This is a genomic window from Pseudoduganella ginsengisoli, from assembly GCF_009720865.1.
Classification (GTDB): domain Bacteria; phylum Pseudomonadota; class Gammaproteobacteria; order Burkholderiales; family Burkholderiaceae_D; genus Rugamonas; species Rugamonas ginsengisoli.
This window is the reverse complement of sequence record NZ_WNLA01000004.1, coordinates 124,051-142,231: the sequence shown is the minus strand read 5'-3', so window position 1 is coordinate 142,231 and position 18,181 is coordinate 124,051. Positions and strand designations below refer to the sequence as shown.

Below are 18,181 nucleotides of genomic sequence, written 5' to 3'. Positions count from 1 at the left end.
ACAATCGGCATTGTCCTGCCAGAAGCAACCGCGTACACTGGGCCGCCTCAATCGTCCACTATCGGCGTGAACGGTTCATCCATAACCCTACACGATTTTATGCACGCAATTTACTTTAGATGGAAAGTAGCCTCCGGCCATGAGCAAGACTTCGAGCGCGCCTGGCAGGAACTCACTGAACTGATACGCGCCGAGCGGGGCGGCCTCGGGTCGCGTTTGCACCGGTGCGCCGATGGCCATTATTTTGCGTACGCCCAATGGCCGTCCGAACTCGTGTGGGCTGTCCAACCCGAGCCCACCGCACGCATGGCCGAGCTGCGCAACCAGATGCGTGCATGCGCTGAACTTGTCGATGGCCCGCTTCGGGGTGACGTCGTTGCTGACCTCTTGGTATCGGCAACTCCCGAGTAAGGAAACAGGACGGCAATAGCCCGCACCAGGCTGCGCCCATCACCCCGCCCCACGCCTGAACTTTGCCTGCCGCGCCGCCTGGCGCAGCGCATCGAGGAAAACCCTGGTGCGCTTAGGCAGGCTTCGTGTGCCATAGACTGCGTGCATCTGCGCCGGCTGCCCGCCGGCTGACACCACCGTATAGGCAGGACAGGCGCGCACCAGTGCGCCGCTTTGCAAATAAGGCGCAGCTACCCAGCTGGCGATCCGCCCCACGCCGGCGCCGGCCAGCACCAGCTCCAGCACGCCATTGCCAGTATTGACGCGGTGCGCAGCGCGCATGTGCTGGCGCACCGTCCGCCCGCTTGACGCAAAATGCCAGTCCTTCAGCACACGCGGCGCAATGTGCTGCACGAGCCGGTGTTCCGCCAGCTCCTCAGGTTCCTGCGGCAAGCCTGCCTGCGCCACATAGTCTGGCGACGCGCACAGGATACGGTCATATTCCCACAGCGGATAGACCAGCAAATCGCTGTCCGCCGGGAAGGCGCCACGGATCGCGAAGTCGAGTTTCTCCTGGATCGGGTCGATGAGCGCATCGGAATACAGCACATCGATTTGCACGTCAGGGAAGCGCGCCGCCAGCCGCGCGATTTGCGCCGGGAAGAAATGGCGGCTGCCGATTTCCGGTGCAGAAAAGCGTATCCACCCTTTCGGCGTGTCTTGCACGTCGGCCAGCGATTCTTCCGCTTCCGCCTGCATATCAAGGATGCGCCGCGCATAGTCGTAATACACGCCGCCGGCCGCCGTCAGCGCCACGCGCTTTTGCGAGCGCTGCAGCAGCGCCATGCCCAATTGCGTTTCCAGCGCCTGCACGGTGCGGGTGGCGGAACTGGGCGAAATCGCCAGCATGCGCGCCGCCGTCACGAAGCTGTGCCGTTCGATGACGGCGCAAAAGACTTTCAATTCCCACAGCGTGCGGCCTTGCATGCGATGCCTCCATAATAAACGCGATTTCTGCAACAAGATATTGCAACAACAACGCAAATGGGGCAACTACACTGCATATACCTCATCACCCAACAAGGAACCCCATGTCCCTGCACTTTGACGATATCCGCCAGGCCGCCGCCCGCATTGCCGGCCATGCCCACCGCACCCCCGTGCTGACGTCGCGCACCGCCAATACCGTCACCGGCGCCGAACTGTTTTTCAAATGCGAGAATTTCCAGCGCGTGGGCGCATTCAAATTCCGTGGCGCCTACAACGCGCTGTCGCGCTTCACGCCGGAACAGCGCAAGGCCGGTGTCGTCACCTATTCGTCCGGCAACCATGCGCAAGCCACGGCGCTGGCTGCGCAATTGCTGGGCATTCCCGCCACCATCGTGATGCCGCACGATGCGCCGCAAACCAAAGTCACCGCGACCAAGGATTATGGCGCCCAGGTGCTGGGCTATGACCGCTACACGGAAGACCGCGAAGCCATCGGCCGCGAACTGGCGCAAGCGCGGGGCATGACGTTGATTCAGCCGTATGACCACCCGGACGTGATTTGCGGCCAGGGCACGGCAGCGCTGGAATTGTTTGAAGAAGTAGGCCAGCTCGACGTGCTGCTGGTATGTCTCGGCGGCGGCGGTTTATTGGCTGGCTCCGCGCTGGCGGCATCGGGCATGGCGCCACAGTGCGACGTGATCGGCGTGGAACCGGAAGCCGGCGACGACGGCCGGCAATCGCTGCGCGCCGGCCGCATCGTCCACATTCCCGTGCCGGACACGATTGCCGATGGCGCCAAGGTCACGCACATCGGGGAACACAATTTCGCCGTGATCCGGCAGCACGTGAAAGACATCATCACCGTCAGCGATGCGCAACTGGCCGATACCATGCGCTTCTTTGCATCGCGTATGAAAATGGTGGTGGAGCCTACCGGCTGCCTGGGTGCGGCTGCGGCACTGCACGGCGCCTATCCAGTCAAGGGCAAACGCGTGGGCGTCATTGTCAGTGGCGGCAACGTGGATTTACCTGTGATGGCGCAACTGTTCGCGGGCTAAACTCTGTGGCGCGCTGCCAGCAGCCATAGCGCAAACACGGACTCGCCCACCAGTGGCGGCAGCATGATGAACGGGAACAGCATGTCCGCCACGGCTGGCGCCACCAATAGCGCAAAGCTGTTGACCAGGTAGCTGGCGCCGGCCAATGCCATCAGGATGCCAATGGCTTTCGGTACAAAGCCGGAGCGGAACAGCAGCCAGCCGCGCGCCACGCAGGCGACGCCAAAGAAAATCAGCCCGATGCCAAAACCGAAGCCATGCACTTTCACGGCCAGGTAAGCCAGCGTCTGCAATTGATCGGGCGGGAACGCTTTTAAATAGGCCGCATCGCCCAGCAAGAACAAAGGCAGCAGCAAGTTCAGTTTATTCGCCGCCAGCACGGCAGTCTGCACCACGTTGATCAACGTGGCAAACTGCGCGACGCCGCGGTCCACGGGCCGCAGCAGCAGGTACAGCACGACGATGACGGGCAAATCCAGCACGTGCATCAGCAAGTCGCCCGCTATGCCCGCACGCCACAGCCCTTCCGACGCCATGATGTTGTGCGCCGTCGCTGCCGCATCGCCGGACACCACCAGCGAGCCGCGCACTTTCATTTCGCCAAACGCGCCAAGCACGATCAGCGCCAGGTACAGCAAGCCCGCCAGCCGCAAATGCCACGCTTGCGGACGTTCCACTGCAAGGAATGCCGGCGTGACGGCCATGTCAGCGCACCGCCGCGCGGGTGGCCACCGAACCCCAGCGTTCGCCCTGCTGTTTCACGTAACGCTGCACCACGTAACCCCATGGAACCGCGATATACACCAGCACGACAAACGAGCAATCAAAGACTGTCGAACTGATGGCGGCATCGACATGCCCATTCACCCACCATTGCGGCAGCGGAACGAATACCAGCCAGATGGTTTTCCATGCAGCTTCCCACAGCAGCAGCGGCAGCATTTGCAGCGGATAGCGCAAGCCCAGCAAACTCAATAAAGACAAGGCGCCCAGCATGCATGCCACCACGCCTTCATTGCGCTCCCACGACTGGGCATGCAGCAGGATTTCTTTCCAAATCTGCGAGCCCATGGCAAGGGCAATCAGTGCATACATGGCACGCAACATATACAAACGGTACAGCGGTACGTCGTTCATGGCCGGCTCCTGTGGGATGGGTTATTCGACTTCCTTCAATATTTTTTCCAGCGACGCCACGCGCGACTGGATGTCTGCCAGCGCGGCGCTGACGGATGCCAGCGCCTGCGCGGTTTCGGCCTGCGCCGCCACGGCTTTGGCAGCCATGTCGCGGTACGCCTCGTCCTGCGCCAGGCGCACTTTTGCCTGCATCACGGCGGACAGGTATTTCCAAAAAAAGATCACTACGGCGGCGGCGGCCGGAAAGAAAAACGCCGCGAAATATGCATTCTCGGTCATGGCAATCTCTACGATTCAGGGTTGTTGGTCAGGGTGGCCGCCGCGGTGGCAATCGCATCCGGGGTCAGCGGCACGTTAAACGGGGTGACTTCGAAATAATTGAGCGCCTTGCCATCGCTGGATAGTTCCATCGTGCTGCTGACCAGGCCCGCCGCTTCCAGCTTTTGCAAGTGCAAGTGCAGCAGTGGACGGCTGATGCCGATTTCCCGCGCCAGCTGGCTCACATAATTGCGTCCGCCGCCCTGCAGCGCCGCAATGATGCGCAGGCGGTGCGGGTTGGCCAGCGCATTGAGCACTGCCAGCAACTGGTCGCCATCGTCGGGGTTTAATTTTGTATTCACGTGTAAAGAATAACTTACAGGTGAAAGGAATTCAACTGCTAAATGAGTCGGGTGTGCGTCGGGTGCGCGTCGGGTGCCCGATCAAGATCCTTAAGCCATGGGCGCCAGTGGCGTAGACGTTCCGCGGCGTGGTTCTGTCTGCTGACTGTCCGATGGGTTGTATATGGCAAAGCAGCCCTTGCCGCCTCTCTTTGCCTGATAGAGCGCCGTGTCTGCGTTTCGCAGCATCTCGTCCGCGCTGGTTACACCCGCCTCATGCAAGGCGATCCCGATGCTGATACCGATCGGCGTAGCCTGGCCATCTGCGGCATACGCACGGGGAAGCGTGGCAAGAATTCGTTCCGCGAGCACGCGCGCATCGTCGGGCCGGGCCAGTTCTTCAGCCAGGATCGTGAACTCGTCCCCGCCGAGGCGAGCGGCCAAATCGGTCATCCGGCTACATTTTTTCAATATCTGCGCCACCTCCTGCAGCAGCACGTCACCGGCGGCATGTCCCATCTTGTCATTGACTTGCTTAAAACCGTCCAGGTCCATGTAGAGCACAGCGAACGGCGCGACAGGGCGGCGCTGCTCCAGGTTGATGCGATGGGTCAGCCGATCCATGAAAAACCCGCGGTTGGCCAAGCCGGTCAGGCGATCATGCGTGGCCACATGCCGCAGCTGGTTCTCGGCGTCGAGCCGCTGCAGATCGGCCGCAAACAATTGACGGGCATTCCACCAGATCAGCAAGGCAAGCGCCAGCACGTTGGCGATCACGAAGATCGCCACGCCCAGCTCGTTTTCGTAGAGACCCGCCCGCTGTCCCGCAAGGCGTAGCCAGCCCATTCCTATGGGCAAAAGGATCGCACATGGCAGCAGCGTGCGCGCCATCCGGCCAGCCGGGCCATCGTTGGTGACAACCGCCATCGGACCGACGTCGGGCCGCGCGTACAGGGAGGCGCCGGCCAGCAACAGAAACGACGTGGCTGTATGGACTGCCATCGGGATGAAGAGTCCGACGCCATAAAAACGGCTGATACCGTAGGTGTAGCCGACAATCGCTAAAAGCGAAATCAATGCGCTGACGACCGCGATAACCTGCGCCAGCACCAGGCCCCGTCCAATGTGAAGCAAGATGATCACCACGCTCAACATCAAGAAATTGGCGGCAGTATTCGGCGCCATCCGGTTACTTGGGCCGGGCCCCAGGTCCAGCTTATCGGTGAAGAGCCATAAATCCGCGCCGGGCGCCGCGCCAAGCAGAATTTCCGACAGCTTCCAGAGGGCCACCAAGCCAATCCCGGCACCGCATGGAATTGCGAATTTGCGCAGGAGCGGTAGTCGGATCGACCAATGGTGGGCCATCAATGCCGCGCCGCCAAGTATCATGCCCAGGGCCGTGACCGGATTCATCGCAACCAATTTCGGGTCGATGCGCTTCAAGATTTCGATATCCCAATTCCAGCCGGCTAGTGCCAAAAAGCCAATCAGTGCCGGGATAAGCGTGAGGGCGTACTTCACTGGATATCAAAAGTGTATGGACGAGTACCTATGTTAGCACTCCTGCGTGTCTCAAAAACAAACTCGAACGATGGGACGAGCCCTCCCGCAGACAGTCAAACGGATGGGCCCGGATGCAGGTGTATGGCCAGCCACATCGCGCCATCGGACACGGTGAGGACAGTATGGGGAGTACGGGATGGCAGGAACAGGTAATCGCCTTCGCCCAATGCAACGTGGCCGCCTGCGACATCCAACGTGGCGCTGCCTTTCAGCAACACCACCCATTCATCCTGTTCCTGGACATATGGTTGCGAAGCGATTTTTGACGTGCTGACGATGCGCTCGATGACCAGTCCTTTATGAGACAGCAAGACATCGAAGCGCTCGCCTTGCGCCGGCGGCGCGGCATCCGCGAGCAAATTGCCGACTGCCGGGCCCGGCATTCAGGCGAACTCCACCTGGGTTGCCGGCACGGCCCGGGTGCGGGGGCCGAAACTGGACAGGTTCGACAACGTCGCGTTGTGATGCGCCGCGATTTGCTGTGCAGTCAGCACGCCGTTGTCCAGCGTGGAGTGGCCATCCGCCACCAGTTGCACCGGATAGCCGTGCGCCATGGCGCGGCGCGTGGTGGTATCGACGCAAAAGTCGCTTTGCAGGCCGCAAATCACCAGTCGGTCGATGCCGCGCTGCTGCAACTGGGCGTGCAAGTCCGTGTTATGGAAGGAATCCGATGCCTGTTTGCGCAAGCGGATGTCGGTAGCCGCCGTCTCGAGTCCATCCGCCAGTTGCCACCCTGCACTATCAGCCTGCAGGGGGCCACCGGGTTCATCATGCTGGATCAAAAACACAGGCGCACCTGCGGCGCGCGCTTTCACGCTGACCGTATTGATATTGGCAAGGATGCGGCTGATGTCCCAGGCGGCGTATTCGCCATAGCACAGGGCTTGCTGGACATCGATAATAAGCAGGGCAGTTTTCATGGCGGCGTTAGCGTTGTTGCACGGAAGAAAAATTAGTAAGCGTTAGTATGGATTCGTATCGCATATAGGCCGGTAGTGGTGGTTCGCAAAATCCGGTTTCGTGGAAAGGCATACCTACCGCGCCAGCGGCGGCAGCATCGCGGGAATCAATTCGGAAATTGCCATCGGCTCGCGCTCTTGCGGCCACAGCAATTGGCCACCTTGGGCGACAAAGCCCTGCAGCATATGGATCGCGAATTGCACGCCCAACTGCAAAGCTTGCCAAGTATCCACGCCAAAAAGTACATGGGGCGCACGCTCCAGGCCATCGAGCAGTACGGCACAGGCACATTCACCCGTCCCCGTCTCATAGGGCGCGCCAACGCCGAACGTGAGCGCAAATTCGCGGCCATCCGCGTCCATGGCCAGCAATGTGCGCTGCGCAATCCAGTTCTGGTTCAGCTGGCCAACTGCCATGCAGGCCCTTTCAACTCAACCGTATTGCCTTCCGGGTCTTGCACGTAAATCGACGGTCCCTCGCCTTCCGCACCATAGCGCGATTCGGCCGGCCCCGCTTCCACACCATGCGACGCCAGCCAGGCAAGAATGCCCGCCTCGTCGAAATCATCGACACGGAAGCAGAAATGGTCAACGTTGCGTCCTTCCTTGCCGGGCGCGGCGCCGCCCATCTTGCCCAATTTGCCATCGACGGGCACCAGATCCACCAGCGATGCGCCGGCGCGCAACTGGATCAAGCCGATCGCTTCTTGCCGCTTCTCGATCGTGCAGCCCAGCACTTGCGTGTAAAAAGTGATCATTTTGTCCAGATCCTGGACCCGCAAAACAATATGGTCGATGTCGCGCAGCTTGATCATTGATCCTCCGGCAAAGTTGTTGATTCAACTATATGCGGCCACGTTTGAATTCGGCAAGGAATTTCGCGGTCTGTTCTGGCGACAAGACTTTAACAGGGTCGCCGTGGTAGACATACAGATACGGCAATCCGCCCAGCCGGTCCGTCAGCTTCGCCGACACCAGGAAGAAAGTCCCGAGCGGATACTGGTCTATATCCGTCATGACCTTCGGGCAATAAGCGATCAATGCCGGGGAATACGCTTGCCCCGGCACTGGGCAAATCCGCACCTGGTTGTCGACCACACACGATTGCACCGCCACATCCCGGTACGCATAAATGTCACGCGCCATCGCCATTCTCCAGTGAATCCAGTTTGCTTTGCGCGAGGGCCAAATCCCCATGCAGCGCGAGCAGTGCGTCCGCGCCCATCAGCGACGCCATTTCGTCTTGCGCCGCCCGCCATGCGCGACGCGCATGGCGGACTTTGTCCCGCCCGGCTTCGGTAATGGTCACGATACGCTGGCGCGGGTCGTCCCCGGGCGTGACCGTCAGCCAGCCGGCATCCGCCAGCGGCTTCAAATTACGCGTCAGGGTCGTGCGCTCCGCACCCAGCAACGAAGCCAATTGCATCATTGGCAACGCTTGCACATGGACATGAACGAGTACGGAAAATTGCGTGGTCTTTAACCCGCTTGCCGACAAGTGCCGGTCGTACAAGCGCGATACAGTCCGCGCGAGCTTGCGCAATTGGAAAAAAGTACAGGCTTGGGGGATAGCCAGTAAAGCAGGATCGAGCATCATAGGTGTAGCTACACGCAAGTATCAGAAAACCATTATAGTGTATGCGCACCCCTTCCCTCCCCCCTTGGAGAAAGATTTTCATGGAAACAACAATGTCAGATGCGTGGCTGGCCGAAGAAACAGAAATCCGCACCAAAGCCGCGCCATTCGGTGTGGCCAGCCGGGATTATTTGCGCGAGCGTAGCGGTCATGATTTTTTAAACGGTATGAATACGGGCGAAACGCCGCCGCCACCGATTGCGGAATTAATGGGATTTGTATTGATCCGCGCAGATCACGGCGAAGTGGTTTTCCAGGGGACGCCGGGACGGCAGCATTACAATCCCAGCGGCATGGTGCATGGCGGTTATGCAGCCACATTATTGGATACCGCAGTCGGATGTGCCGTGCATTCGACACTGCCAGCCGGAAAAGGCTTTACGACATTGGAGTTGAAAGTCAACTATATCCGGGGAATGAATGATAAAACCGGGCCGGTGCGCGCCGAAGGGAAAGTGATTACTGCCGGTGGACAAGTGGCGGTGGCGGAAGGCAGGATTGTCGATGCGAATGGAAAGATTTATGCGCATGCGACGACGACGTGCTTGATTTTCCCGATTTAAACTACCGAACTAACGTACCCCAGTCGTAGGGAGGGTTCTACGAACCCGCCATTCTTCGGTCCGCCACTGCCTCCACCATTTAAGAAGCCGCCGCTCCGCAAACAATGGCGGGTTTATAAAACCCGCCCTACGGATTTAACGTCAGCGCAGCAGTTTATGCCAACTCCTGGCGCGATCGCGCTAGTTGATGGTATGAAACTTCCTGAAACCCGCCATTTCTGGCGAAAAAAAGCCGGGTGCATCGCTGCCCCCCGGCTTTTCAATCTTGCCTTAACAATCAGGAATCGCGCCGGATCAGCAATGCCACCGCCTCCGCATTAATCCCCTCTTCCCGCCCCAGATAACCCATACGCTCATTCGTCTTGGCTTTGACATTCACTTGGCCAACAGAAATACCCAAATCCTCGGCAATATTCGCCGCCATTACAGGAATATGCGGCGCCATCTTCGGGCGCTGCGCAATAATCGTGCAATCGACATTACCGATATCGTAGCCGGTGGCTTTCACACGCTTGGCGGCTTCGCGCAGCAAGGCGCGGGAATCTGCTCCTTTAAAGGCCGCATCCGTATCAGGAAAATGCTTGCCGATATCTCCTAATGCGGCCGCACCAAGAATCGCATCCGTAATCGCATGCAGCAAAGCATCCGCATCCGAATGTCCCAATAATCCTTTCACGTGCGGAATTTCCACGCCACCGAGTATTAATTTGCGCCCCTCAACTAACTGGTGGCAATCGTAGCCCTGGCCTATGCGAAATGGCAATAATACACTCATGATTATTCCTGTTCAGTTTGCGCCATATACATTTCCGCAATGCGGATATCTGATGGCAATGTGACTTTCAAATTCCGCGGATGGCCTTCAATCAATAACGGCGAATAGCCCAGCATTTCCACTGCACTGGCGTCATCTGTAACCGCCAACGGATCAGGCGCCTCGCTTAATGCCCGCAATAATAAAGCGTAGTTAAACATTTGCGGTGTTTGCGCCAGCCACAAGCCGTCGCGCGGTACGGTCGCCAGCGCGCTTCCGCGCGTACTTTTCACTGTATCTACCACAGGCAAAGCCAGCAATCCGCCACCCGGCGCATCGCCCGCGCCTTCGATTAATTTGCGGATCAACGCGGGCGTCAGGCCCGGCCGGGCCGCGTCATGCACGAGCACCAGGTCGGTATCGGCCACTTGTTCACGCACCGCGCGCAAGCCATTCAAGATGGAATCCATGCGCGTCGGGCCGCCACAGCGCAGTACCGTGACACCGGTTTCCGATGGCGAAATGACACCGTCGATATAACCATCGCCTTCGCTGACGACGATATATGTATGCGAAATCAGCGGGCTGGCGAGAAAAGCGTCGGCGGTCAGGCGCAGCATGGGCTGGCCCGCGATGGGCAAATATTGCTTGGGACTGCCTGCCGCCATGCGGGCGCCCACGCCGGCAGCGGGGATCAGCGCCACGCAGCGCCGTGTTGTTTGTAGTGGTTCTGTCATGTTTTTATCAGGTCCAAGCGGCTTTCAGCGGCGCTTGTGGTCCTGTTTAAGGATACGTTGAATCTCGCCATCACAGGCATTGCTGATGCGCCGGTATTCCGCTGGCGCATCGATCGCCACTTGCGCCACTTCCGCTTTTTGCATTTCATTACGGATAAAAGGCATCCACGATGCCTGCACTTCATGTTCCAGTGCAGACACGGCAGTACCCTGTGGCGCATAAAATGGCTTGCCCGAAAAGCGCTTGGCCAGTGCATCGCGCACGACTTGTTCGGCTTTCGGCAAGTGATCCAGGTAAGCCTGCATGTGCCGGAATTCGTGCGCGAGGACTTCCTTGTAGGCGCAAGTTCCCGGCGCAAATTCATTGCCCACGTAAATCACGAACGGTTTATAACTCAGGCTGAAGGCCAGTTGCGGTGCTATGCACTCATAACCGCTGAGCGGATCCGGCAAGATACGCAGCTTCACCGGGTTCAGCTGGATCCACGATTCCGCCTTGGTCAGCCCCAATACATACTGGCTGTTGCCGCCGCCCGTCCCCGCCATCGCGGTCAGCGCCTTGTACGACAATTGCGTGTTAATGGAATAGCCATTTTGCTGGGCCGTCAACACCGAAATCGTCTTGTCCAGCGTATCTTCGCAGCGCGCCTGGAATGCCGTGCGCGCCGGTGCGGCCTCAGCGGAACCAACCGCAGCCATCAGCAGGCACAGCAGCCTCCACATGGATCAGCCCGGCTGCCAGGCGCCTGCCTGGATTTTTTCCAGCCAGAAGGCGCCAATAATGGTTTTCACATCCGTGATGGCGCCCGTGCGGACAGCATCCAGCATATCAGCCAACGGCATGGAGATGGTTTCAATGAATTCGCCCTCGTCGAGCTGCGCTTTGCCGGCCACGAGGCCGCGCGCCAGATAAATATCGAGGAATTCGTCGGAGTATGCGATGGCGTTATGGATGGTGCAAACGAAATCCCACTGGGTCGCCGTGTAGCCAGTCTCTTCCAGCAATTCACGCTTCGCGCATTCCAGGTGGTCTTCATCCGTTTCGAGCTTGCCAGCTGGCAGTTCGATAAACACGCGGTCATTGGGATAGCGGAACTGGCGTTCCAGCAGCACGTCGCCATTGTCCAGAACGGGCAAAATCACCACGGCGCCGGGGTGTTTGATGTATTCGCGGCCGACTTCTTTGCCATCGGGTAAACGAATGATATCGCGGTGGACTTTCAGGAAGTTGCCGTCATAGGCAATGCCGCCACTGACGCGGGTTTCTTTTAAGTGCGCATCCATGCGCCCTCCTCGGCTGAGTTCAGAAACCCGCAGTGTACAGCTTAGTGACGATGTTTGTGCAGGTAGCGCACGGCAAAGCCCGGGAAGGCCAGCACGAGGAAGAAACAGGCGGTGATCGCGTAAAACTCCCACGTTTGCGGGAACACGCCGCCGATGCGGTTTTCCAGTGCGACGGCAATGCCGCCCACCAGAACGTACAGCACAGCCAACTCGCCCAGGCGGGCCAGCAGCGGCTTGTGCCACGGCCCTGCCTCGCCGCGCGCACCTTTCAGTGCGATCACGGCGAATACCTTGTCATTAAAGAAAGGCAGGTTGGCGCCCACAATTGCGAGCAAGATAACCAGCCAGCTGGAGGCGCCAATATCCATAGCGAATTACGAAGCCAGGGTCTTGGTCATCGCTGCCAGGCATGCGTTCAGCAGCGGGCCAGGAATCACACCAAACGCCACCACGGCCAGCGCATTCAGGCCCAGCACCAGTTTGGTGTCGCCGAATACGGAGATCGGAGCGGTGTCGGCTGGTTCGTCAAACCACATGACTTTCACGACGCGCAGGTAGTAGAACGCACCGATCAGCGAGAACATCACGGCCAGCACGGTCAGCCACGTTGCACCGGTCTGCAGTACGGCTTGCAGCACGGAGAACTTGGCGGCGAAGCCCACCATCGGCGGCACACCGGCCAGCGAGAACATCAGCAGCGACATAATCAGCGCATAGCCTGGCGAACGCTTGGACAGACCTTTGAAGTCAGCCAGTTCGTCCGCTTCGAAGCCTTGACGCGACAGCACCATGATCAGGCCGAACGTACCCAGCGTGGTGAACACGTACACCACCGAGTAGTACAGCGCCGAGCTGTACGCGGCAGCCGCGTTGGATTTGTCCACGCCCACGACGCCAGCCATCAGGCCCAGCAGCACGAAGCCCATTTGCGCGATGGTCGAATACGCCAGCATACGCTTCAGGTTGGTTTGTGCGATTGCCGTCAGGTTGCCCACAGCCAGCGACAGCACAGCCAGGATCATCAGCATTTGCTGCCAATCTTTAGCCAGCGGCAGCATGCCTTCCACCAGCAGGCGTACGCAGATAGCGAACGTTGCCAGTTTCGGTGCGGCGCCCAGCAGCAGGGTCACTGGGGTTGGCGAACCTTGATACACGTCCGGCACCCACATGTGGAATGGCACAGCACCCAGTTTGAACGCCAGGCCGGCCACCACGAATACCAGGCCAAACACCAGGATGGTTGGCTTGATGGTGCCGCTGGCGGCTTTCAAGGCCACTTCCGTCACGTCCAGCGAACCGGTCGCACCGTACAACATGGAAATGCCATACAGCAGGAAGCCGGAAGCCAGTGCGCCCAGGATGAAGTATTTCATCGCAGCTTCGGTCGAGACCGAGTGATCACGGCGCAGCGCCACCAGCGCGTACAGCGACAGCGACATCAGTTCCAGGCCCAGGTAGATGGACAAGAAGTTGTTGCCGGAGATCATGACCATCTGGCCCAGCAGTGCGAACAGCGCCAGGATGTAGAACTCGCCGCCCAGCGTATCGCCCAGCATGCCGCGCTGGTGCGCGTACTGGCGGGAATACACGAGGGTCACGGCCACGGCGCCATACGACGCCAGTTTCAGCAGGTTGGCCATCGGGTCGGACACGAACATGTTATTGAACGTGTAGACGGTGGCGCCCGTGTTGTAGTCAGCCAGGCTGAAGAAGGCGCAACCGGCCAGCGTCAGCAACGACAGTACGTAAGTGATCGAACGCTTGCTTTCAGCCAAGAACATATCGATCAGCAAGATCGCCGACGCGGCGACCAGCAGGAAGACTTCAGCGTACAGCGGCGCCATATTGGCCGCTTGCTGGGTCGTTTCAGGAGTCATCATTACTAAGTCCTATTTATGGCAGTTTGCTGATTGCGACATGCTTCAGCAGGTCGGCCACCGAAGTTTGCATCGTGTCGGTGAACGGCGCTGGATACAGGCCCATCGCCAACACCGCGATTGCCAGGATGCCCAGCATCAGGAATTCACGGTTGTTGATGTCGGTCAGTTCCGCCACGTGGTGGTTCGCCACTTTGCCGAAGATCACGCGCTTGGCCATCCACAGCGAATAAGCCGCGCCGAAGATCACGGCGGTGGCCGCTGCGATACCGGTCACGAAGTTGAATTTCACAGCGCCAATGATCACCATGAATTCACCGACGAAGCCGGACGTGGCTGGCAGGCCGCAGTTGGCCATCGAGAACAGGATGAAGAATGCGGCGAAACGCGGCATCTTGTTCACAACGCCACCGTAGTCGGCGATCTGGCGCGAGTGGGCGCGGTCATACAGCACGCCGATGCACAGGAACATCGCACCGGAAATAAAACCGTGCGACACCATCTGCACGATGGCGCCCTGCACCGACATGTCGTTGAACATGAAGAAGCCCAGGGTCACGAAGCCCATGTGCGCGATGGACGAATACGCCACCAGTTTTTTCATGTCTTTCTGTACCAGGGCCACCAGGCCAATGTAGATCACGGCGATCAGCGACAGGCCGATGACGAACCAGGCCAGGTCGCGCGATGCGTCAGGAACGATAGGCAGCGAGAAACGCAGGAAGCCATACGCGCCCAGTTTCAGCATGATCGCGGCCAGCACGGCGGAACCGCCGGTTGGCGCTTCAACGTGAACGTCAGGCAACCAGGTGTGGACCGGGAACATCGGAACCTTGACCGCAAAGGCCATGAAGAAGGCGAAGAAGATCAAGGTCTGTTCCGTCATGCCCAGTTTCAGCTGGTGCCAGTCCAGCACGTTCCACGAGCCGGATTTGTTGTACAGGTAAATGATCGCAACCAGCGTCAGCAGCGAGCCAAAGAACGTGTACAGGAAGAACTTGAACGCGGCATACACGCGGTTCGCACCACCCCACACACCGATGATGATGTACATCGGGATCAGGGTCGCTTCAAAGAAGAAGTAGAACAGCAGGCCGTCCAGCGACGCGAATACGCCGATCATCAGGCCCGACAGGATCAGGAAGGCGCCCATGTACTGGGCCACGCGTTCCTGGATCACTTCCCAGGCGGAAATCACGACGATGACCGTGATGAAGGCCGTCAGTGGAATGAACCACAGCGACAGGCCGTCCACGCCCAGCCAGTAGAAGATGTTAAAACGCTCGATCCACGCGGATTTTTCTGCGAACTGAATGCCGTGATGGGCCGTGTCGAAACGGGTGATCAGCGGCAGCGTCGGCAGCAGCGACACCAGCGAACCGGCCAGCGCCAGCACGCGCGTCAGGCCGGCACGCGAATCGTTGCCGATGGCCAGGATGATCAGGCCGAATACCACCGGCAGCCAGATCGACAGGCTCAGGTAAGGAGTTGAACTAAATAAAATTGTTGACTGCATCTTATTCTCTTTGCGTGTCAGCGGTTAGGCTTGCCAAAACGGCAGGAAGTAGACCAGGAAACCAACGATGCCCAGGATCATGACGAACGCATAGTGGTAGATGTAACCGGTCTGCGCCAAGCGGGTCAGCGACGAGAACCAGCCCACTACTTTGGCGGAACCATTAACCACCAGGCCGTCGATCAGGGTACGGTCGCCTACATTCCACAGGCCGTTGCCCAGCAGGCGCGCGCCACCGGCGAACACCACTTCGTTGAACTTGTCCATGTAGTACTTGTTATCCAGCACAGTGTGGATAGCCTTGAACTTGTCGTAGAACCAGGCCGGTACTTTTGGATTGATCATGTAGCAGTAGTACGCGGTTGCCACGCCAGCGATGGCCAGCCACAGCGGCAGCGTCATCACCGAGTGCTTGACCATGCCGAGTGCGCCACCCACGTGGTGGAACTCATGCGACAGTTCGGCCATGGCTTCGTGGGCTTCGTTCACGAAGATCACGTTCTTGAAGAACTCGCCGTACAGCATCGGTTCGATGGCGATGAAGCCGATGATCACCGATGGGATGGCCAGCATCACCAGCGGGAACCACACAACGAATGGCGACTCATGCGGTTTCTCGCCTGGGCCCAGGCCATGGTGGCCGTGGTCGTCGTCTTCTTCTTCGTGGTGCGCGTCGGAGTCATGTGCCGGAGCAGCATGCGCATCGTGTTTGCCATGCGCGTGGTCATCGTGGCCGTGCGCATGGGCCTTGCCGAAGCGCTCTTCGCCGTGGAACACGAGGAAGTACATACGGAACGAGTAGAACGCGGTCACGAACACGCCTGCCAGCACGGCAAACTTGGCGAAACCTGCGCCGGCGATGTGCGTCGCGCCAACGGCTTCAATGATCGAGTCTTTCGAGTAGAAGCCCGAGAACAGCGGCGTGCCGATCAGGGCCAGCGAGCCCAGCAGCGACGTGATCCACGTGATCGGCATGTATTTGCGCAGGCCGCCCATGTTGCGGATGTCCTGGTCGTGGTGCATGCCGATAATCACGGAACCAGCGCCCAGGAACAGCAGCGCCTTGAAGAATGCGTGGGTCATCAGGTGGAACACGGCAACCGAATAGGCCGAGCAGCCCAGCGCCACCGTCATGTAGCCCAGCTGCGACAAGGTCGAGTACGCAACCACGCGCTTGATGTCGTTCTGGATGATGCCCAGGAAGCCCATGAACAGCGCGGTAATCGAACCCATGACCAGCACGAACGACAGCGCGGTGTCCGACAGTTCGAACAGCGGCGACATGCGCGACACCATGAAGATACCGGCGGTAACCATGGTTGCCGCGTGAATCAGTGCGGAAATCGGGGTCGGGCCTTCCATCGAATCCGGCAGCCACACGTGCAGCGGGAATTGCGCGGATTTACCCATCGCGCCGATGAACAGGCAGATGCAGGCAGCCGACAGCAAGTTCCAGTCGAACGACGCCAGCGTCTGCGTGGCCAGCGCGTCTTTCATTGCGAACACTTCGGTGTACTTCATCGTGCCGGTATGCGCCACCAGCAGGCCAATGCCCAGGATGAAGCCGAAGTCGCCCACGCGGTTGACCAGGAATGCCTTCATGTTGGCGACAATCGCGGTCGGACGCTTGAACCAGAAGCCGATCAGCAGGTACGACACCAGGCCCACCGCTTCCCAGCCGAAGAACAGCTGCAGGAAGTTGTTGGACATAACCAGCATCAGCATCGAGAACGTGAACAGCGAAATGTAGGAGAAGAAGCGGTTGTAGCCTTCGTCTTCCTGCATGTAGCCGATCGTGTAGATGTGCACCATCAGCGACACGAACGTCACCACGCACATCATCATTGCCGACAGCGAATCAATCTGGAAGCCCACTTCCAGCTTCATGCCCGCGACCGTCATCCACGTATAGATGGTGTCGTTGAAAGTCATGCCGTGCATGACGTCATTGAGCGTCATTGCAGACAGCACGAACGAAATCAGCACGCCCAGAATGGTGGCGCTATGCGACACCGTGCGGCCGACCAGATTCCCGAAGAACCGGGTACCGAGCAAACCGGCCACCGCTGAACCTGCCAGCGGCGCCAGAGCGACGGTTAGAAGGATGTTAGGGTTAATCCCCGCCATGTTGAACCTTTATTTTTTATTCGAAATTTTCGATCCCGGTCAGCCTTTGAGGCTGTCCAGGTCTTCCACATTGATGGTGTCCAGGTTACGGAACATCACCACCAGGATCGCAAGGCCGATCGCCGATTCAGCAGCGGCCACGGTCAGGATGAAGAAGACAAAGATCTGACCGGCTGCGTCGCCCAGGTAATGCGAGAAGGCGACGAAGTTCATGTTCACCGCCAGCAGCATCAGTTCGATGGCCATCAGCAAAACGATGATGTTTTTGCGGTTCAGGAAAATACCGACGATCGAGATTGCGAACAGGATCGCACCCAGGACCAGGTAGTGAGCCAGCGATAAGGTCATGGGGCCTCCTTGGTTTCTACTGGGCGGTTGTTCACAGCGGCCATCTTCACGATGCGCAGGCGGTCGTTACGTTTCACGCGTACTGCGTCAGCCGGGTCGAAGTACTTGATGTCCTTGCGTTTGCGCAGGGTCAGTGCAACGGCGGCAATGATGGCCACCAGCAGCACGGCAGCGGCAATTTCAAACGCATAGATGTACTTGGTGTAGATCAGCAAGCCCAGCGCCTTGGTGGTGCCGATCATGCTGGCAGCTTCCGGCACGGTTGCGCCGCTCAGGCCGAACGAGCGCCACAGCACGGACGCCATTTCCAGCACGATCACGCCGCCGACCAGGGCAGCCAACGGCAAGAAGCCCCAGAAACCTTCGCGCATCTTGACGATATTGATGTCCAACATCATCACGACGAACAGGAACAGCACCATCACGGCGCCCACATATACGAGCACCAGCACGATGGAAAGGAATTCAGCTTTCAGCAGCATCCAGATGCCGCCGGCCTGGAAGAACGCCAGCACCAGGAACAGGGCAGCCTGTACCGGGTTCGGGGCGGTAATCACGCGCAGCGACGCCAGCACCAGCACGGTCGCGAACACGTAAAACAAAATACTAGTAAAGTCCATAGTCTTGTTATTTCCTGGTAGCG

25 protein-coding genes are annotated in these 18,181 nt (G+C 59.0%); 3 read left to right on the top strand and 22 right to left on the bottom strand.

The window, feature by feature from the left end; all coding sequences use genetic code 11:
* Nucleotides 1-99 precede the first annotated feature (99 nt).
* Entirely contained in the window at nucleotides 100-411 is a 312-nt protein-coding gene (locus GM668_RS31735) for an antibiotic biosynthesis monooxygenase family protein (protein WP_155438617.1), read from the top strand.
* 39 nt (nucleotides 412-450) lie between these two features.
* Here GM668_RS31735 and GM668_RS08985 read toward each other — a convergent pair whose 3' ends face one another.
* Nucleotides 451-1,377, bottom strand: coding sequence for a LysR family transcriptional regulator (locus GM668_RS08985; RefSeq protein WP_155438616.1), 927 nt, complete (start codon nucleotides 1,375-1,377; stop codon nucleotides 451-453).
* 104 nt (nucleotides 1,378-1,481) lie between these two features.
* Here GM668_RS08985 and GM668_RS08980 point away from each other — a divergent pair, with 104 nt between their 5' ends.
* Nucleotides 1,482-2,438, top strand: a complete 957-nt coding sequence (locus tag GM668_RS08980; RefSeq protein WP_155438615.1) for a threo-3-hydroxy-L-aspartate ammonia-lyase — start codon at nucleotides 1,482-1,484, stop codon at nucleotides 2,436-2,438.
* Here GM668_RS08980 and GM668_RS08975 read toward each other — a convergent pair.
* The 11 genes from GM668_RS08975 to GM668_RS31125 all read right to left on the bottom strand — a co-directional run bounded on the left by GM668_RS08975 (nucleotide 2,435) and on the right by GM668_RS31125 (nucleotide 8,194).
* Nucleotides 2,435-3,142, bottom strand: a complete 708-nt coding sequence (locus GM668_RS08975; RefSeq protein WP_155438614.1) for a DUF4386 domain-containing protein — start codon at nucleotides 3,140-3,142, stop codon at nucleotides 2,435-2,437. The genes GM668_RS08980 and GM668_RS08975 overlap by 4 nt on opposite strands.
* Before the next feature lies 1 nt (nucleotide 3,143).
* Complete coding sequence (locus tag GM668_RS08970) at nucleotides 3,144-3,575, bottom strand: hypothetical protein (RefSeq protein ID WP_155438613.1); 432 nt, start codon at nucleotides 3,573-3,575, stop codon at nucleotides 3,144-3,146.
* 21 nt (nucleotides 3,576-3,596) lie between these two features.
* On the bottom strand, nucleotides 3,597-3,854 hold the full coding sequence (locus GM668_RS08965) for a hypothetical protein (protein WP_155438612.1): 258 nt from the start codon (nucleotides 3,852-3,854) through the stop codon (nucleotides 3,597-3,599).
* Nucleotides 3,855-3,862: 8 nt separating this feature from the next.
* Nucleotides 3,863-4,195: an ArsR/SmtB family transcription factor gene (locus tag GM668_RS08960; RefSeq protein ID WP_170305559.1), complete on the bottom strand. Its 333-nt coding sequence runs from the start codon at nucleotides 4,193-4,195 to the stop codon at nucleotides 3,863-3,865.
* 90 nt (nucleotides 4,196-4,285) lie between these two features.
* Nucleotides 4,286-5,695, bottom strand: a complete 1,410-nt coding sequence (locus tag GM668_RS31730; protein WP_155438611.1) for a diguanylate cyclase domain-containing protein — start codon at nucleotides 5,693-5,695, stop codon at nucleotides 4,286-4,288.
* A 95-nt stretch (nucleotides 5,696-5,790) separates the two neighbouring features.
* Nucleotides 5,791-6,120 carry a cupin domain-containing protein gene (locus GM668_RS08950; protein ID WP_155438610.1) on the bottom strand — a complete coding sequence of 110 codons (330 nt, stop codon included), beginning with the start codon at nucleotides 6,118-6,120 and terminating at the stop codon, nucleotides 5,791-5,793.
* Nucleotides 6,121-6,657, bottom strand: a complete 537-nt coding sequence (locus GM668_RS08945; protein ID WP_155438609.1) for a cysteine hydrolase family protein — start codon at nucleotides 6,655-6,657, stop codon at nucleotides 6,121-6,123.
* 114 nt (nucleotides 6,658-6,771) lie between these two features.
* Entirely contained in the window at nucleotides 6,772-7,113 is a 342-nt protein-coding gene (locus GM668_RS08940) for a DUF6968 family protein (RefSeq protein ID WP_155438608.1), read from the bottom strand.
* A complete protein-coding gene (locus tag GM668_RS08935) occupies nucleotides 7,095-7,511 on the bottom strand; it encodes a VOC family protein (protein WP_155438607.1) in 417 nt (138 codons plus the stop codon). The genes GM668_RS08940 and GM668_RS08935 overlap by 19 nt, the downstream gene beginning before the upstream one ends.
* 28 nt (nucleotides 7,512-7,539) lie before the next feature.
* Nucleotides 7,540-7,842, bottom strand: a complete 303-nt coding sequence (locus GM668_RS08930; protein WP_155438606.1) for a hypothetical protein — start codon at nucleotides 7,840-7,842, stop codon at nucleotides 7,540-7,542.
* Entirely contained in the window at nucleotides 7,832-8,194 is a 363-nt protein-coding gene (locus GM668_RS31125) for a MarR family winged helix-turn-helix transcriptional regulator (protein ID WP_371868675.1), read from the bottom strand. Before GM668_RS31125 ends, GM668_RS08930 begins: the two co-directional genes overlap by 11 nt.
* A 179-nt stretch (nucleotides 8,195-8,373) precedes the next feature.
* Here GM668_RS31125 and GM668_RS08920 point away from each other — a divergent pair, with 179 nt between their 5' ends.
* The gene (locus tag GM668_RS08920; RefSeq protein ID WP_155438804.1) at nucleotides 8,374-8,895 is read left to right on the top strand and encodes a PaaI family thioesterase; all 522 of its coding nucleotides are present in this window, start codon (nucleotides 8,374-8,376) and stop codon (nucleotides 8,893-8,895) included.
* 277 nt (nucleotides 8,896-9,172) lie between these two features.
* On the opposite strand, the gene ispF is transcribed toward GM668_RS08920, so the two are convergent.
* The 10 genes from ispF to GM668_RS08870 are packed head-to-tail and all read right to left on the bottom strand — an operon-like array spanning nucleotide 9,173 to nucleotide 18,158.
* Nucleotides 9,173-9,670: a 2-C-methyl-D-erythritol 2,4-cyclodiphosphate synthase gene (gene ispF, locus GM668_RS08915; protein ID WP_155438605.1), complete on the bottom strand. Its 498-nt coding sequence runs from the start codon at nucleotides 9,668-9,670 to the stop codon at nucleotides 9,173-9,175.
* A 2-nt stretch (nucleotides 9,671-9,672) separates the two neighbouring features.
* The gene (ispD, locus tag GM668_RS08910; RefSeq protein WP_155438604.1) at nucleotides 9,673-10,386 is read right to left on the bottom strand and encodes a 2-C-methyl-D-erythritol 4-phosphate cytidylyltransferase; all 714 of its coding nucleotides are present in this window, start codon (nucleotides 10,384-10,386) and stop codon (nucleotides 9,673-9,675) included.
* A 24-nt stretch (nucleotides 10,387-10,410) separates the two neighbouring features.
* A complete protein-coding gene (locus GM668_RS08905) occupies nucleotides 10,411-11,109 on the bottom strand; it encodes a hypothetical protein (RefSeq protein ID WP_155438603.1) in 699 nt (232 codons plus the stop codon).
* 3 nt (nucleotides 11,110-11,112) lie between these two features.
* Nucleotides 11,113-11,670 (bottom strand): NUDIX domain-containing protein, encoded by a 558-nt coding sequence (locus tag GM668_RS08900; protein ID WP_155438602.1) that lies wholly within the window; start codon nucleotides 11,668-11,670, stop codon nucleotides 11,113-11,115.
* Between the two features lie 41 nt (nucleotides 11,671-11,711).
* Nucleotides 11,712-12,038, bottom strand: a complete 327-nt coding sequence (locus GM668_RS08895) for a DUF2818 family protein (protein ID WP_155438601.1) — start codon at nucleotides 12,036-12,038, stop codon at nucleotides 11,712-11,714.
* Between the two features lie 6 nt (nucleotides 12,039-12,044).
* A complete protein-coding gene (gene nuoN, locus GM668_RS08890; protein ID WP_229499084.1) occupies nucleotides 12,045-13,550 on the bottom strand; it encodes an NADH-quinone oxidoreductase subunit NuoN in 1,506 nt (501 codons plus the stop codon).
* Nucleotides 13,551-13,563: 13 nt separating this feature from the next.
* Entirely contained in the window at nucleotides 13,564-15,063 is a 1,500-nt protein-coding gene (locus GM668_RS08885) for an NADH-quinone oxidoreductase subunit M (RefSeq protein WP_155438600.1), read from the bottom strand.
* Between the two features lie 24 nt (nucleotides 15,064-15,087).
* Nucleotides 15,088-17,190, bottom strand: coding sequence for an NADH-quinone oxidoreductase subunit L (gene nuoL / locus GM668_RS08880; protein ID WP_155438599.1), 2,103 nt, complete (start codon nucleotides 17,188-17,190; stop codon nucleotides 15,088-15,090).
* Between the two features lie 39 nt (nucleotides 17,191-17,229).
* Nucleotides 17,230-17,538: an NADH-quinone oxidoreductase subunit NuoK gene (gene nuoK, locus GM668_RS08875; protein ID WP_154380960.1), complete on the bottom strand. Its 309-nt coding sequence runs from the start codon at nucleotides 17,536-17,538 to the stop codon at nucleotides 17,230-17,232.
* A complete protein-coding gene (locus tag GM668_RS08870) occupies nucleotides 17,535-18,158 on the bottom strand; it encodes an NADH-quinone oxidoreductase subunit J (RefSeq protein WP_155438598.1) in 624 nt (207 codons plus the stop codon). The genes nuoK and GM668_RS08870 overlap by 4 nt, the downstream gene beginning before the upstream one ends.
* Nucleotides 18,159-18,181 lie beyond the last annotated feature (23 nt).

Excerpts from the sequence above, each read along its gene's own strand:
- GM668_RS08945 (WP_155438609.1), bottom strand. The coding sequence starts at position 6,657 with ATGAAAACTGCCCTGCTTATTATCGATGTCCAGCAAGCCCTGTGCTAT.
- GM668_RS08870 (WP_155438598.1), bottom strand. The coding sequence starts at position 18,158 with ATGGACTTTACTAGTATTTTGTTTTACGTGTTCGCGACCGTGCTGGTG.
- GM668_RS08970 (WP_155438613.1), bottom strand. The coding sequence starts at position 3,575 with ATGAACGACGTACCGCTGTACCGTTTGTATATGTTGCGTGCCATGTAT.
- nuoN (WP_229499084.1), bottom strand. The coding sequence starts at position 13,550 with ATGATGACTCCTGAAACGACCCAGCAAGCGGCCAATATGGCGCCGCTG.
- GM668_RS08885 (WP_155438600.1), bottom strand. The coding sequence starts at position 15,063 with ATGCAGTCAACAATTTTATTTAGTTCAACTCCTTACCTGAGCCTGTCG.
- GM668_RS08920 (WP_155438804.1), top strand. The coding sequence starts at position 8,374 with ATGGAAACAACAATGTCAGATGCGTGGCTGGCCGAAGAAACAGAAATC.
- ispF (WP_155438605.1), bottom strand. The coding sequence starts at position 9,670 with ATGAGTGTATTATTGCCATTTCGCATAGGCCAGGGCTACGATTGCCAC.
- GM668_RS08905 (WP_155438603.1), bottom strand. The coding sequence starts at position 11,109 with ATGTGGAGGCTGCTGTGCCTGCTGATGGCTGCGGTTGGTTCCGCTGAG.
- GM668_RS08980 (WP_155438615.1), top strand. The coding sequence starts at position 1,482 with ATGTCCCTGCACTTTGACGATATCCGCCAGGCCGCCGCCCGCATTGCC.
- GM668_RS08900 (WP_155438602.1), bottom strand. The coding sequence starts at position 11,670 with ATGGATGCGCACTTAAAAGAAACCCGCGTCAGTGGCGGCATTGCCTAT.
- ispD (WP_155438604.1), bottom strand. The coding sequence starts at position 10,386 with ATGACAGAACCACTACAAACAACACGGCGCTGCGTGGCGCTGATCCCC.
- GM668_RS08940 (WP_155438608.1), bottom strand. The coding sequence starts at position 7,113 with ATGGCAGTTGGCCAGCTGAACCAGAACTGGATTGCGCAGCGCACATTG.
- GM668_RS08975 (WP_155438614.1), bottom strand. The coding sequence starts at position 3,142 with ATGGCCGTCACGCCGGCATTCCTTGCAGTGGAACGTCCGCAAGCGTGG.
- GM668_RS08965 (WP_155438612.1), bottom strand. The coding sequence starts at position 3,854 with ATGACCGAGAATGCATATTTCGCGGCGTTTTTCTTTCCGGCCGCCGCC.
- GM668_RS08950 (WP_155438610.1), bottom strand. The coding sequence starts at position 6,120 with ATGCCGGGCCCGGCAGTCGGCAATTTGCTCGCGGATGCCGCGCCGCCG.
- nuoL (WP_155438599.1), bottom strand. The coding sequence starts at position 17,190 with ATGGCGGGGATTAACCCTAACATCCTTCTAACCGTCGCTCTGGCGCCG.
- GM668_RS08895 (WP_155438601.1), bottom strand. The coding sequence starts at position 12,038 with ATGGATATTGGCGCCTCCAGCTGGCTGGTTATCTTGCTCGCAATTGTG.
- GM668_RS31735 (WP_155438617.1), top strand. The coding sequence starts at position 100 with ATGCACGCAATTTACTTTAGATGGAAAGTAGCCTCCGGCCATGAGCAA.
- GM668_RS08930 (WP_155438606.1), bottom strand. The coding sequence starts at position 7,842 with ATGGCGCGTGACATTTATGCGTACCGGGATGTGGCGGTGCAATCGTGT.
- GM668_RS08935 (WP_155438607.1), bottom strand. The coding sequence starts at position 7,511 with ATGATCAAGCTGCGCGACATCGACCATATTGTTTTGCGGGTCCAGGAT.
- GM668_RS08985 (WP_155438616.1), bottom strand. The coding sequence starts at position 1,377 with ATGCAAGGCCGCACGCTGTGGGAATTGAAAGTCTTTTGCGCCGTCATC.
- nuoK (WP_154380960.1), bottom strand. The coding sequence starts at position 17,538 with ATGACCTTATCGCTGGCTCACTACCTGGTCCTGGGTGCGATCCTGTTC.